At 69.3% G+C, this 14,921-nt stretch carries 6 protein-coding genes; 2 read left to right on the forward strand and 4 right to left on the reverse strand.

Going from position 1 to position 14,921, the window contains the following annotated elements:
* Positions 1–7: 7 nt before the first annotated feature.
* Both LV79_RS29660 and LV79_RS34690 read right to left on the reverse strand, forming a co-directional pair.
* Positions 8–6,175, reverse strand: a complete 6,168-nt coding sequence (locus LV79_RS29660; protein WP_253841589.1) for an RHS repeat-associated core domain-containing protein — start codon at positions 6,173–6,175, stop codon at positions 8–10.
* A 53-nt stretch (positions 6,176–6,228) separates the two neighbouring features.
* Entirely contained in the window at positions 6,229–9,315 is a 3,087-nt protein-coding gene (locus LV79_RS34690) for an FG-GAP-like repeat-containing protein (protein ID WP_253841590.1), read from the reverse strand.
* 1,176 nt (positions 9,316–10,491) lie between these two features.
* Between LV79_RS34690 and LV79_RS29670 the strand changes: the two genes are divergently transcribed.
* Both LV79_RS29670 and LV79_RS29675 read left to right on the forward strand, forming a co-directional pair.
* The gene (locus LV79_RS29670) at positions 10,492–11,085 is read left to right on the forward strand and encodes a YncE family protein (protein WP_253841591.1); all 594 of its coding nucleotides are present in this window, start codon (positions 10,492–10,494) and stop codon (positions 11,083–11,085) included.
* Positions 11,086–11,106: 21 nt separating this feature from the next.
* The gene (locus LV79_RS29675; RefSeq protein WP_253841592.1) at positions 11,107–12,522 is read left to right on the forward strand and encodes an IPT/TIG domain-containing protein; all 1,416 of its coding nucleotides are present in this window, start codon (positions 11,107–11,109) and stop codon (positions 12,520–12,522) included.
* 295 nt (positions 12,523–12,817) lie between these two features.
* Here LV79_RS29675 and LV79_RS34220 read toward each other — a convergent pair whose 3' ends face one another.
* Positions 12,818–12,940 carry a hypothetical protein gene (locus LV79_RS34220; protein WP_285470265.1) on the reverse strand — a complete coding sequence of 41 codons (123 nt, stop codon included), beginning with the start codon at positions 12,938–12,940 and terminating at the stop codon, positions 12,818–12,820.
* A 13-nt stretch (positions 12,941–12,953) separates the two neighbouring features.
* On the reverse strand, positions 12,954–14,567 hold the full coding sequence (locus LV79_RS29680) for an FAD-binding oxidoreductase (protein ID WP_253841593.1): 1,614 nt from the start codon (positions 14,565–14,567) through the stop codon (positions 12,954–12,956).
* Positions 14,568–14,921 lie beyond the last annotated feature (354 nt).

The raw sequence follows: 14,921 nt of genomic DNA on the forward strand, positions 1-14,921 counted from the left end.
CTCCTGTTCATCGCTGCGAGGCCATCGCACCCAGATTGTACGCGACGTAAGCCGTGTCCTTGTATGCGCCGCCTCGATTGTAGTGAGCGGTGACCTGTCCACGAGTGGTCAGCTCGACATGGGAGTTGGTCTGCTTGTCGAAGAAGTCAGGACCACGAGATGCGCTGTAGGTGAACCGATTGGGGAACATTCTGTCCAGCATCTTGCTGGTTGCTCTGTGCACCGCGGTTCCTGCGAACGCCCGGGTCAACCACGGCTTCGACCGCAAGGCCTGGGCCTCTTTGGGCGACAGGTTCTCGTCGATCAGGGACTCCATGGTGTTCTCGGTGAGGACCTTCTCGGTCGCCGAGCGAACGATGTCAGCGGACTCGAACTTCTTCTCGGACACGCCGATCGGCGCCGCGACGAAGACCGTGGTCGAGGCGATCTCGACTCCGATGTCGACGCAATTCGCCTGGTAGGACTTGCAGAGCTCCGCGTGCAGTTCCTCCCGCATGGCCTCCTGGATGTGCGACGGCGCGCCGTTGTCGTAGTCCAGGAGTTCGTCGTAGGTCTTGCCGTCGGCCACCCGCTTGGCCACGTCGGCCTTGACCCGCTCCATGTCCTTCGCCCACGGGCGCGGCTTGGGCTTCGGGATCAGGGACCGCTGGGTCCACCGGTCGACCGCCGCCTGCCAACGACCCCGCTGCGCGGGTTTCAACGCCGCCGCTGCCCCGGCGCTGATCGGGCGGGTGCCATCGGCCTGGTAGAGCACGTTGTCGTAGCCGTAGCGGTCGGACGCGCACCCGCAGTCGGAGAACTCGCCGCCCGGGTCGCTCAGGGTGACGGGGTTGCCGTTGGCGTAGGCGTACCCGTTCATCTGCTGCGGGTCGGTGACGTCCAGGACCGGGTCGACCGAGATGAAGCGGCCGGTCGCCGCGTCGTACTCGCGCGCGCCGAGGTGGACCAGGCCCGTGCTGGCGTCTGTCGTGCCGTTGACGAACGAGCGCTCGCCCGGCCACGCGGTCGGCGCGGTCCCGCGGCTGCCGCCGAACGGGAGGTACCGCTTGCGCTGGACGTCCAGGGTGACGGCGTCGACCGCGAAGTGGCTCGTGCCGTGGTGGTCGGCGGAGAACCACGTGACACCGGCGGCGGTCCTGGCGCCGATGACGCGGTCGGCGAAGGTGTAGTAGCGGGTTCCCGTGACCGTGCCCGCGGCCCGGTTGCACCGCAGCTCGGTGTCGCCCAGGTACAGCGTCGTGTGGGTGGGGTCTCGCCGGAGCAGCCGCTCGCCCTCGGCGGTGTAGAGGAACGTCGTGGTCTGCCCACCGGCGGTGTCCGACGCGAGCGAGCCCTCGGCGTCCCAGGTCAGCGTGTGGCCCGGCTGGCCCGCCACGTTCCTCGTGAGGGTGTCACCGGTGTTGTTGTAGGTGAAGGTGTCGGTCGTGGTCGGCTGGCCGGTTTTGGCCGTGCTGACCTGGCTGAGGCTGGTCGTCCTCGGCTGGCCCGCGGCCGGGTAGGTGTAGGTCCTGGTCGTGTCACCACCGGAGGCGTGCTGCGTCTCGCCGGTCCGCTTGCCGATCGCGTCGTAGCTGTACGACTGCCAGTACGGGGCCGGACCACCGAGCGCGGCCACGGTCGGGTTCGTCGCGCAGTTGTCCGCCGCGGGGGTCCAGGCCTCGGTGACCCGCTGCTGGCTGTCCTGCCGGAAGCACTGGATGTCCGACGGGAGCCCGATCGGCAGGTCGGCGATCCGCGTGACGTTGCCCGCCTCGTCGTAGGAGAAGTAGAGGTTCCCCTGGTTCAGCCCGGTGGCCTGGCGGTCGAGCCGCAGCTGCGACAACCGCCGCGTGCCGCGCTCGTAGTAGAAGGTCTGGGTGACCTTCTTGCCGGTCGCCGCCGTCGAGGTGATCAGCTGGCCGAGTTCCCCGACGTCGGTGTAGGTGGTCTGCTTGACGTAGCTGCTCGCGCCGGTGAGCGTGTCGGGGAGCCCCAGGGCGTTGTACCCGATCGCCACGGTCTCGCTCGGAAGTCCTCCGGCCGCGGGGTGGGCGAGGCTCTCGAGGCTCCCGTTGGGGCGGTAGGCGGCCGTGGTCGAGTAGGAGCCCGCGAGGGCGCCTTCCGCGGCGGGGATGGTGATGGTGGTACCGGTTGACCGGCCACCCGCGTCGTAGCCGTTGACCGTGGTCGTGTAGGCGTTCTGGTTGTCGTAGCGCGTGCTCGACGCGGCCATGCCGATGCCGTTGACCGCGGTGTCGTACGTCCACGCCGCCCGCTTGGTACCGGTCAACGAGCCTTCGTAGACGCCCGTCTTCCTCGAGAGCTTGTCGTACTCGTAGGCCAGGGTGACGTTGCGCGCGTCCGTCGAGGTGCTCAGCCGAGCGGCGTCGTCGAAGGCGTAGTTGGTCGTCCCCTTCGCGGGGTCTTCCTCCTTGGTCCTGAGGCCCCGCAGGTCGTAGGTGTTGCGCCACAGGTTGCCCGCCGGATCGGTGACCGTGGCCAGTTCCGAGGCGTGCGTGTAGGTGTAGCTCGTGCTCTGGTAGGTCCCGGTCGGGCCTGCGCCGAGGTAGTGCCGCAGCTCCGTCGTCTTGCCCCTGGCGTCGGTGATCGTCGTGGTCGGGGTGGCGCCCACCGGCGGGTCGACGTGGACGCGGTCACCGCCGTAGGTCGTGGTGGTCCGCCACTTCTCGGTGCCCATCTCCCGCAGGATCTCGGCCGTCTTGCGGCCGACCCCGTCGAACTCGGTCACCGTCTGGTTGGGGACGTCGTTGTCGTTGACCGGCGTGGCCAGCGTGATGTCGGCGGGGCCGCTGTTGAAGAACGGCCCGTTGGTCTTGAACGCCGATCCCCTGGCGTCGTAGTAGACCTCGCTGATGACTCGACCACCAGCGATGCCGGGCGACGGGGCCTGGGACTGGCGCGGCCGCAGGAGGCCGTCGTAGAAGGCGTAGGAGTAGGTGTAGCTGGTGCCGTCGGGCCGGAGGGACTTGGTGGTGACGTAGTTGGCCGCCCCGGTCTGCAGGACGTACTCGTACTCGGTGCTGGCACTCGAGGTGGTGGGCCTGCCCGGCAACCACACCTTGGACAGCCTGCCGAGGGCGTCGTACCGCACGTCGGTCCGCCGCGAGTTGGCGTCGTTGATCGACACTGGCGTGCCCCAGGCCGGTTCGACACCGGTCGTGATGGCGTGGCCGAGCGGGTTGGTGACCACCGTCTGGGTCACCGGTCCGCCCGTGGCCGGGGTGAACGCCATGGTGCTGCGCTCGCCCGCGGCGTCCCAGGACTCGACCGCACGACCGTACTGGTCGTGGGTCGCGCGGTCGCTGACGACGTAGGCGGGCGCGGACCCACCCCAGGACTTCGCGATCTCCGTCTTGGTGATGTTGCCCTTGGTCGGGGGCGTGCCGTGCGCCGTCGCGCCGTCGTAGTAGGTGCGCTTGTCGGAAACCAGATCCGCGGGGTAGGCGGCGGTCGCGGTGCAAGCGACGCCTAGGACCTCCTCGCGGCTCGGGTACGCGAGCAGCCCCGCGGTGGTGTTGGCCGCGTACGTCGTCTTCGTGCACAGGTCATCGGTCGTGGTCGCGGTGTCACCGAGGTCGGACACCGTCAACGGCTGACCGGTGGCGGCGTCGACGGTGGTGTCGACGCGGGTATTGCGCCACCCGCCCGCGGCGAGGGCGGTTCTGGTGCGGACGCTGGTGTTCGCGACAAGGTTTGCCGTGGTGGTGCCCCAGGGGCGGACGCTCGTGGCCTTGGCCGGGGAGATCCAGGGGTCGACCACGGTGGCCGATACGACCGTGTTGTCCGTGGCCGACTTGTAGGTCACCGTCTCGCGGACCGAACCCGCGAGCAGGTCCTTGTCCTCGATGGTGCCGCCACTGCCGTCGGCGACCCAGATGTCGCGGCGGGTGCCGTTGGCGAGTTTGTCGTCGTCCATGCCGCGCAGGTAGGTGGTGACCGAGCGGGTCTTGGTGACTGTGGAGTCGCCCACGATCGCGCCGACCTGGCCGTAGCCGCGCCACTGGGACCACGTCTTGCGGGAGGCGGGGACGAGGCCGTCCTCGTCGTCGTAGTGCCAGGCGGGGGTGCCGGGGTAGTCGTAGGTGGTGAGGACCGGGCGACCGCCGGAGGTGTTGTCGGACTCGGTGACGCTGGTGACCACGTACTTGTGGAACCAGTCCAGCAGTTGCGGCTGGCCGTCCGGGGTCCAGTAGACCGGGAAGCAGCGCTTGGTGTTGGAGTCCGGCGAGGCGGGCATCACGCCGTTGCGGCTGCACTCGGTGGCGGAGTACTGCACCGCGACCTGGCCGCCGGTCTCGTTGGCGATGGAGGAGATCCGGTAGCGCACCAGCGGCGGCAGCGTGTCGATGCCGTCGACGCGGTTGCTGAGCGGGATCTCGTTGAAGTTGACCTCCGGCACGGTCGCGGTGCCGCCGACCAGGCCGGTGTGCTTGATGGACTCCAGCCACAGCGCGGAGCTGGTGGTGTCGCCGGGGTCGAGGTAGCGGTGGTCGAGGGTCCAGGAGTCGACGTCGCGGTAGGCCGCGCCGCCCCACACCTGGGTGGTGATCTTGCTGAGCCGCTTCTGGGTCCAGAAGGTCGGCGAGACCTTGCCCGCGCAGGTGCCGCTCGCGCAGTTCTGGTCCCACGGCACGTCCGGCCAGTTCGACGGCGTCGCCGAGGTGCAGGTGGCGCCCGCGGTCACGCAGCGGTCGGCGGCGGTGAACTGCACGCGCATCGGGGCCTGCGCTGTGGTGACGGCGGTGTTGGTGCCGTAGTCGATGCGGTCGAGCCAACCGCCGCGGTGGTAGGTCGCGCCCGCCGAGGCGAGGTTGCGACCGTACAGGTTGGACTCGGTCTGGTAGGTGTAGACCGTGGTGTTGCCGTTGGGGTCGACGGTGTAGTCGAGGTTCCAGCGGTAGGCCTGCTGGCACCACGAGGTCGCGAACGACCCGGCGGCGTAGCAGTCCTCACCGGGGTTGTTGCCGAAGACCGGGACGGTCCACACCGAGTTCGACGTCGCGCGGGTGCCGAAGTGGTACTGCGTCCCGTCGACGGTGGTGATGCGCCACGACTCGCCGTTGTTGTCGCCGTTGCCCGCGGTGGTTGTCTTCTCCACGCGCGAACCGTCGTCGTTCTTGAGCTTCCACACGCCGTCGGCGTCGTTGCGGATCAGCTCGCTGGCCTTGCCGCCCAACGTGACGAACGCGTTCTCGGCACCCCAGCACAGGTCACCGGTCTTGGTCTGGCCGTTGTTGCCGCCGAGGTCGTCGGAACAAGCTTTGTAGCGGCGTTCCACGTGCCCACCGACGGGGAGGTCGAAGCCCTCACCGACCCAGGACGGCTGGTTGTTGGTCGACGACGTGCGTCCGTCCACACTGCCCGAGGAGTACGCCAACGCGAGGTCCGGCGCGGCGCCGCCCAGCGTCGGCGGGACACGCATCGGGTAAGACCAGGTGAACTCGCCCGATGACCCGCCAGCCTTCCAGGTGGACGACGGTGCCAGCGCGCTGGCACCGAAGTCGCCACCACCGCCGGAGGGCCCGGCCAGCAACGCGTACATGCGGCCATCGGCGACACCGTCCGCGGCCACCGTCCCCGCCTTGGCGTCGTTCTTCGACGCCACCTCAGTCGGCGCGCACTCCGGTTTGTCCGGTGTGGACAGGGCGCACTCCGGCAGTCGGGCCAACCGCAGTCGCGATGCCCAGTCACCACCGAACGCCGAGCGGAACTGGCCGTAGTCGACTGAAACCCGCACGCCCGGCTTGGCCTGTCCACCATCCACTCGGAACGCGAGCGTCCCTGGCGACCTGGTCTCCACGGTGCGCACCCGGACCTTGCCCGGCGCGGCCAGGCCCGCCGTGGCCGCCCCCGGCCTGCTCACCGAAAGCGGCGACTGCGCCGCCTTGACCAGTCCAGTCGCCGCGCCGAGGTCCACCTCGGCGTCGACCCCGGTGGGCCACGCCACCGACGGGGCGGCGACCAAGGCGCGCTTGGGTGCGGAGTCGGTCTTGCGCGAGGCGTCGGCGGGACGCACCGGCACCGACTTCTCCCGCTGCGGGGCTGGGAGGGCGACCTCGCGGTCGCGCTCCGGCGCGGCGGTGGCGACCGACGCGGGCAACACCCCTGTCACCAGGGCGGCGATCGCCACCATCGTCGTCAGGCGTAACGAGGTCTTCCGCTGGGCTGCGGGCATGACTGATCTCCCCGAGTGCCGGAGTTGGCTGTGTGGAAGGAAAGAGCGGTGGGTCAGAAGAACCGGGCGCGGGTGGCGTCGAGTCCGTTGTCGCCGCTGTTCCACTTCTCCAGGGGCGCGCCGAAAGCAGACCCGGAGGAGTAGTGCAACCACAGCGCGGTGCGCCGGTTCGCGTACTGGTAGGCGAAGCCGATGTCGCCGTCACCATCGCCGTCGAAGTCACCCGCGAAGGGCTGCATCCACGCCCATTCGGCGTTACCAGGCGGGTTGTTCCACCAGATGGTGGGCGCCAGCGTTCCGGTGGCGGTCGACTTGAAGGTGAAGACGCTGTACGTGGCGTTGTAGTAGTTGTAGAACGCCACCAGGTCCTCCTTGCCGTCGCCGTTGGCGTCGGTCACGAGGTACTTGGCCCGCCCCATGTCCCAGCCGTTGACGCCGCTGTCCCAGACGAGGGTGCCGCCGCCGAGCGCGGTACCGGTCGAGTAGTGGAACCAGAGCTTGGTCCGCGCGCTGCCGTAGTCGTAGGTGTAGCCGACGTCGTCCTTGCCGTCGCCGTTGAAGTCGCCGGAGAAGACGTTCAGGTAAGCCCAGTCCGCGTAGCCCGCGGGGTTGTTCCACCAGATCGTGGGCGCCTGCGCACCGGTCGCGGTGCTGAGGAACGTCCAGATCGAGTAGGTGGAGTTGAAGTAGTTGTAGACCGCGATGACGTCGTCCTTGCCGTCGCCGTTGACGTCGCCGATCGTGGCCTTGACCCGGTTGAGGTCCCACTGGCCGGGACCGCTGTCCCAGGCCGGACCGGACGGCGAGGAGTACCCGAGGCCGTTGCCGTAGAACACCCACAGCGTCACCCGGTAGCCGCCGTCGTCTCGCAACACCAGCAGGTCGCTGCGGCCGTCGCCGTTCGCGTCGCCTTCCAGGACCCTGGTGCGGTCGGGCAGGAACGCCGTGTTCGGGCCGCTGTACCAGCTCTGCGTCACGGGGTAGAGGCCCGCGCCGGAGGAGGCGAAGGTCAGGAAGTCGGACTCGTCGCTGTCGAGCTGGCGCATGGCGGCCACGTCGGCCAGGCCGTCCCCGTTGACGTCGTGCTTGACGTGCGGGGTCGGCATCGGCTCATCGGGGTAGAACGGGTACGCCCGGTAGGTGTCGGACCTGTTGCCCGCCTTGTCGACGCTGTAGACGTACATCGTCAGCAAGGTGCTCGACGGCGCCACCACCGGCACCGTGGCCGGACGCCCGGTACCCGCACCCGCGGCCACGAAGTACGTCGTGTTCTCCGTCAACCCGTACCGGTAGCCCCACACGTCCGGATCCGCTGAGGTGAAGGTGAACTCGCCCCGCAGCCCCGCCGAGATACCCAGGTCGTTCTCCGGGAACGACGAGGAACTCACGCCCGGGACAGCGGTGGGCTTCGAGGTGTCGTACCCGAACTCGCAGAACCCGCTCCACGGACCGAACACCCGGCCGTCGGCACCACGGACCCGCCACTTGTAGACAGTCCCGTTCACCAGCCCCGAGGTCGGTACCACCGCGGAGAACCTGGTCCCGGAGGCCAGGAACGGCGTCACGTAGCCACCCACCGCGGTGCCGTCGAGCTTGACCCACTCGTACTGCAGCTGCACGTTCGCGCTGTCCGGATCGGTCCCCGTGGCGAACAGCGTCGGCGAGGTGTTCGTCACCGGTCGGTCGACGCCCGAGGCACACGGCAGGTTGATGTCGCCGTAGAGGTTGGCCGGGGTGTCGGGCGGCGAGTTGTACTCGATCACCAGCTTCGGGTCCGAGCTGAACTTCTTCCACGACTGCGTGTTCAGCGCGTCTTCCACGGCCACGGGGGCCTGCAACGACAACACGGTGTTCGGGTAGTTGTTCGCCGCGGCCTCCACCACGGCCGACTTCGCGTCGAACTCCACGATCCCCGGCGCGCAGTCGCCCGTCCCGCCGGACTTCTTGGCCGCGGTCACCGACGTGATGAGCCGCCGCCACGGCTGGTTGTTCCACGTCGTCGCGGGTCCGATGTCACCACCGGCCCACAACTGCGTCTCCGTCTTCGTGCAGGTCCAGCTGTGGTACATGTTCGTGCGGAACGTCGCGCTGATGATGTCCTTGCCGTTGACCGCGCTCGTGCCCATCCGGAAGTACGCCCGCTGTGTCGTGCCGTCGGTGGACTCGTAACCCGAGTTGGTCCCCACCTCGCGCGCGTAGGACCAGTACGACTGGGTGGGGAACTTCTTGTTCACGTACGTCCACGCCCACGTGTCCGCGGTGAACCACGGGTCGATCGACACCGGGTACACCGTGTCCGGGGCGGTGAGCACCGCCGCGTCCGGGACGACCGCGAGTTCGGCGCCGTCGAGCCGCACCGGCATCGCCGCCTCCTTGCGCGAGGGGGTTCCCTCCGCGGAGATCGCGGCCCCGCGTGCGGCGGGACGGGTGTCGGACGAGTCCCACATCACCGGAGTGCCCGCCGCGAACACGACCGCGCCCGAACCGTCCACAGCGGATACCGCACCCGAACCGCCCTCCTGGCGCAACCGCAGGCCGGAAGTGCTGTACCGGTAACGAAGCGCCGCCAGCTCGGGGTTCGCCGCCGCGGCGCGGTCCTTCACCACGACCAGCAACCGCGCGCCGCCCGCCTCCGCCCGCAGCTGCAGGTCCACGCCCTTCAACACCTCGGGATAGGTCGCCGTGTCACCGGAGAGCACCGGCGCAGGCAGCACACCCGGCCACGACAAGGCCATCCGCTTGCCGTTGCGGGTGAACGCCATCAACGGCGTCGTGCCACCGGGCGAGAAGCTCACGTCGACCGCGGTGGCACCCGCGACGACCCGACCACCCTCGAGCCGCAGGGACGTGTCGATGTCGACCCACGCCCCGTTCTTCTTGGTCCGCACCGGCTTCCCGGTCTGTTCCAAGGTCAACGACCCCGACGGATTCACGAACACCTGCGCCGACTCCGACCGCTGGTCGAGAACCTCGACCCGCTTGCCCGAAGTCCGCGCGGCCGCTCGAGCGGCCGATTCCGTAGCCGCCTCAGTGACCGCTACCGCCGGTTGCGAGGGTCGCTGCGCGGCGGCGGGAACCACCGGGAGCACGACCATCGCGGTGCTGAGCGCGCACGCGAGCACGCCAAGTCTTCCAAGCACGGATACCCCATCCATTCACCACGCGCTCCCCAGAAGCGCGACCCCAGTTGACGCACACGGGACTATGCAGCCTGGGTAGATCGACAACAAGGGGCTGTTCAGCCCAACAGGCTCGGTAAACTCCTGATCATGGCGCCGGATGGCGAGAAAACGACCAACAGGGAATGTGTCCTGCGGGTGAGGCGCACACCGGCGCATCATCAACAAGGAACCGGACCTGGGGATCCTCCGGTGGCGCGCTCCGACGAGCGAGGGGGTGTCTCCCGCCGGTGGACGGCGGTCAGCATCTCGCCAACCGATCCGCTATGAGGGGCAGAACACAGCGGTGACCCGCGCCACCCACGATCCGTGACTACCTCCGCGCCCCGGAAGTCGGCTTGCGGAACCGCTGTTCGGTCCTGTCCCAGTCCCGCTGGCGAGTCCCTTCGGACGGTCTTGGGGCCGTGGCGCTCTGGATGGAACGGTCCCAGCGTCCGCCTTCGCCGGATGACCGACCCATTCACGTGCGGCAACTCCGCCAACTTTTTCGCGGTGTACCGACCGCCAGCTATGAGGTTTGCCTTTTGATCGCGATCTTGCCGATTTCCGATAATGGTGCGGCTTGAGTCGCAAGGGGTTTGTTCACGCATCGCCGCAGATTGTGGTTTGCGAGCCGAGAAATCGCCGGCCTTGGCGGGTGTGAGGTTCTCGCTGGGAAGTTGGTACCGCGAGCCACTTACTTTCGGACGGAGAGTTCGATGTCGACAGATGCTCATCTTCGTGCCGCTGTGTGGTCACTCTTTTGTCGGTGCGGGATCACTCCTTTGTCTGGCCGGGTGCACCTTGACCCTCGTGTGGATCCCGTCCATGATGAACGGCGCGGTCGAAGGAACTCTGCGCTCAAGCAGGGTAAAGGTTGCAAAGTGCTGGCACGTTAGCGCTTGTCATTGTGCGCGTGACGAGAGAGATTATTCAACGAGGTGGGTGCGGGACCCGCTCAGGTCGTGCTGCTCCATGTCGCCTCTGCTTTGTCGTGCCGATTTGCCACGTATCCGCGATTGTGCCCGCCACCTCGCCGCTCAGTGCGGGCGGCCCAGGGCGGGCTTGGACCCGTTGAAGGGATACCAACTCATGGATGTCGCGTTCTCGCAGGCACCGCGCCGTCGATCCGGGTGGCGGCGGAGGGTGGCTTTGGCGGTGGGTGTGTCAGTGGTATCGGCCGGGGTGGTCGCCGTCACCGCGCAGCCTGCCGCCGCGGTGCCTGTTGTCACCCACCAGTTCGCCTACGTAGCCAACAGCGGTGGCAACACGGTGACCGTGTACGACACCGTGACCGCGTCCACGGTCTCGAACATCGTCGTCGGCGCCGCGCCTCTGGAACTGGTCGCCACGCCGGACGGCTCGCGCGTGTACGTCACCCAGTTCGCGGGTGGTGTCTCGGTGATCGATACCGTCACGGCGAGCGCGGTGGCGACCATCCCGCTGAGTTCCACGTCCTCGGGCCTGGCGATCACGCCGGACGGCACGCGGATCGTGGTCGCCAACAGCGGCGGCAACTCGGTCTCGACGATCGACACGAGCACGAACACGGTGATCGCGACCGCCGCGGTCGGGTCGTCCCCCTCGACGGTGGCCATCAGCCCCGATGGCGCCACCGCGTACGTCACCAACAACCTGTCCTCCTCCGTGTCGGTGCTCGACGTCGCCACCACCACGGTCACCGCGACGATCGGCACCGGGCAGGCGCGGCCGACGGGCCAGGCCGTCACCCCGGACGGCACCCGGCTCTAGGTCGCGCACCGCGGCGGCGTCGTGGTCGTGATCGACACCGCGACCAACACGGTCACCGGCACCCTGGCCCTCGGCGCCAGCGCCATTTCGGCGGGCGTGGTCGCCTCGCCCGACGGCAGCCACGTCTACGTCGCGAACATCGGCCCCGACACGGTCTCGGTGATCTCCACGGCCACCAACACCCTGACCGCGACCGTCTCGGTCGGCAGCAACCCCAGCCGCGTCACCATCACCGCCGACGGCGCGACCGTGTTCGCCACCAACAACGGCGCCTCCTCCGTGGCCACCATCGACACCGCCACGAACACGGTGACCTCGACCATCCCGGTCGGTTCCGGTCCGTTCGGCGTGGTCACCACGCAGGTGATCCAGCCGCAGGTCACCGCGGTCAGCCCGGGCAGCGGCCCGACCGCAGGCGGCACGGCCGCCACCGTGACCGGCGCCGACCTCGCCAACGCCACCGCGGTCCGCTTCGGCGCGACCCCCGCGACCTCGTTCACCGTCGTGAACGACACCACCATCACCGCTGTGGCGCCCGCGGGCGCGGCCGGGGCGGTCGATGTCACCGTCACCACGCCGACCGGGACCAGCGCCACCTCGGCCGCGGACCGGTTCACCTACGTCGACGCCGATCTGTCGGTCTCGGTGACCGACTCCGCCGACCCCGTGGCACTGGGCGGCGATCCGTACACCTACACCGTCACCGCGGCCAACGCCGGACCGTCCAACGCCACCGCGGTGACCACCTCCACCACCCTGACCGGTCCGGTGACGATCAACTCGGTCACCTCCTCCCAGGGCTCCTGCACGGTCAGCTCCCTGACGGTGTCCTGCGCGTTGGGTGCGATCTCGGCCTCCGGCTCGGCCATCGCGACCATCACGGTGACCCCGTCGGCCACCGGCACGGCCACCGCCACTTCCACCGTCTCCGCAGCCGAGCCCGACTCCCTGGCGGGCAACAACTCCGCCAACCAGTCCACCACCATCACCAACTCGCTCGGCTGCACCATCACCGGCACACCCGGCGACGACACGCTGATCGGCACCAACGCCGCCGACGTGATCTGCGGCCTCGGCGGCGACGACTCGATCAACGGCGGCAACGGCGACGACACCATCCACGCGGGCGCGGGCGATGACGTCGTGAGCGGCGGCAACGGGAACGACACCATCCACGCGGGAACCGGGAACGACTCGACCTACGGCGAGACCCTCCTCGACCTCCTCCTGCACCTGTTCGACAACGGCGCAGACACCATCTACGGCGGCCCGGGCAACGACACCCTCATCGACCACGACGGCACCGACTCGATGAGCGGCAGCCTCGGCAACGACACCATCGACGTCCAGGACGGCGTCGGCGGCGACACCGCCAACGGCGGCCTCGGCACCGACACCTGCGCCACCGACCACGGCGACACCCGGATCGGCTGCTGAGGTTGCTCGTGTTCCTCCACAGAGGACGGAGATCGCACTCCAGTCCTGCGCTATGGATGTGTGTCCTCGCCTCCACGGACCTGACCCAGCTCGCCGGCATCGTCGACCACGACTCCATGAGTGGCGCCAACGGCAACGACGCCGTCTCCAGCTACTGACCACAAAGGACAGGTGCGCCCGTGTCCCGCGGGCGCACCTGCTCCTCTTGCCCACGAGAGGTGGCCTGACGCCTTCGGCCACCGACCAGCCACACGAACGGAGACCTCGATGAGCACCCACCCCGGCAGGCGATTTCCTAGACGGTGACAGTCTGCGGGGCGAGCGTGAGGCCAGTGCTGCGCGAGTGCCTGTGGTCGACCAGTGCGCGGGTCGGCGCCGAGGTGGGGTTGGTGCTCGACGCGCCCGCCACCGGGGTCATCTGGCGGCGGTGGTCAGCCTGGCAGCCGGATCGACTGGGCGTGCCGGAATACCTCACGCGGGTCGAATCTGGCCTTGGCCCGCTGCAGCCTGGGGTAGCTGTCCTTGAAGTACAGCTGGTGCCAGGCCACTCCCGAGGTGTTCCACCTCGGGTCGCCGAGGTCGATGTCGGCGTAGTTGATGAAGCAGCCGTCGGTGTCGGCGTTGGTGACGGGCACGCCGCCGGTGTCGGCGTAGACGGCGCGGTAGAAGGTCTGGTGCCACGGCAGGTGCGAGGCGTCCTCAGCGGCCTCCGACCAGGTCGTGCCCCACAGGAGCTTGAGCACCGAGTCGCGGTGCGGGTCGGCCGTGGCGTCGCTCGCGACGGTGTTGACCCGACCGCCGTAGGAGGCGATGGACACCGCGAAGCCCAGGTGCGCGTACCGGGTCTCGGCGAGCTGCTCCCAGAACGCCTCGATCTGGCTGGTAGTGAAGCCGCGCCGGTGGTAGCTGCTCTTGTACTTGTAGCGGTCGGTCGGACTCGACACCCACAGGCCCTGCCAGCCCGTGGAGTGCAACCACGGCAGCTTGCGGTCGTCGGTGACCGTCGTCGCGACGTCGACCCCGGCGCGGACCTCGGCGAGGAAGGAGTCCAGCAGGGCGCGCGCGTCCGGGCGGGTCGCGTCCACCTGCACCACCATGTGGATCGGCGCGCTCACCCGGGTGCTGAGTTCCAGGCGGGCGAACAGCCCGGTGTAGGGGGAATCGGCGCCGCTGTTGCGGGTGTGCCAGGTGCCGTAGTTGCGCAGGAGACGGGTGAACCTGGCCTTCGTCAGCCCCTCCCAGGACCACTCCACCCGGTGGATCCACACCTCGGCGGGCGGCGCGGGCAGCAGCGCGGACGGGTCGGTGCCGGTGGCGCCGGGGCTGCGGAACCAGAACCGGGTGGCGATGCCGAAACTGCCGCCGCCGCCACCGGTGTGCGCCCACCACAGCTCGCGGTTGGGGTCGCCCGCCTCGCGGGTGGCGACCACGGCGCGGGCGGTGCCGGTGCTGTCCACCACGACCACCTCGACGGCGTACAGGTGGTCGACGATCACGCCGAACGCCCGGCTCAGCTGCCCGTACCCCGCGCCGGGCACGTGCCCGCCCGCGCCGACGGTGTGGCAGGAGCCGCCGGGCAGGGTCACGCCCCAGCGCTTGAACAGCGTCGAGTACACGTCGCCGAGCCGCGCGCCCGCCTCGACCTGGAACGCGGTGCGGCCCGCGTCGAAGGTGACCCCGCTCATCCCGGACATGTCCACGATGACCTCGGTGTCCGGCGCGTCGACGAAGTCCTCGTAGCAGTGCCCACCCGAGCGCACGGTGACCTTGCGCCCGGCGTGGACGGCCCGCTGCACGGCGGTGACCACCTGCGCGGTCGTCGTCGGCAGGTACACGCACTCCGGGTCGCTCGCGAACCGCTGGTTCTGCCCCCGCGACAACCCGGGGTGCCGGGGGTCCTCGCGCAGCACGGTCACCAGCGGCTCGACGGGGGACTGCGCCGCCACCGCCGACCCACCCAGCGCGGGCACCGCCGCGCCGCCGACCACCGCCCCTCCGGCCGCGACTCCGCCCGCGATCACCGCGCGTCGGGACACCGTGCCCATGGAATCCTCCAAGCGTGCCTGTGGCGACCCACCTGCCGGGCCGCGTTCCGCGCGAACCTCCGTCAGGACGGGCACCAAGAAACCACGCCGGGAGCCAAGAGGGACATCACGTGATCACGTGGTTGTGGGGCCGGGACGGCCTGTGCGCCGCCGTGGGCGTCCAGCCCGCCGCGGGCAGCGGAAGAGAACAGCCGGGGCATCGAGGTCCTCGGGCCGAGGCGGTGACCCCGGGCCCCCTGTTCCCGCGTTTCAGCGGTACGTTCGGCTCGCCTCGGGTGCGGACCGCGCCCTCGGTCGAGGTGGACCGCCAGGACGAAGGTCCCGTTCCACGGGTGTCGCCGGTCGGTGTTCGCG

The organism is Actinokineospora globicatena (assembly GCF_024171945.1).
Taxonomy (GTDB): Bacteria; Actinomycetota; Actinomycetes; order Mycobacteriales; family Pseudonocardiaceae; genus Actinokineospora; species Actinokineospora globicatena.

Coding starts and splice junctions, on each gene's coding strand:
- LV79_RS34220 (WP_285470265.1), bottom strand. CDS start 12,940: ATGACCCCGGTGGCGGGCGCGTCGAGCACCAACCCCACCTCGGCGCCG.
- LV79_RS29660 (WP_253841589.1), bottom strand. CDS start 6,175: ATGCCCGCAGCCCAGCGGAAGACCTCGTTACGCCTGACGACGATGGTG.
- LV79_RS29680 (WP_253841593.1), bottom strand. CDS start 14,567: ATGGGCACGGTGTCCCGACGCGCGGTGATCGCGGGCGGAGTCGCGGCC.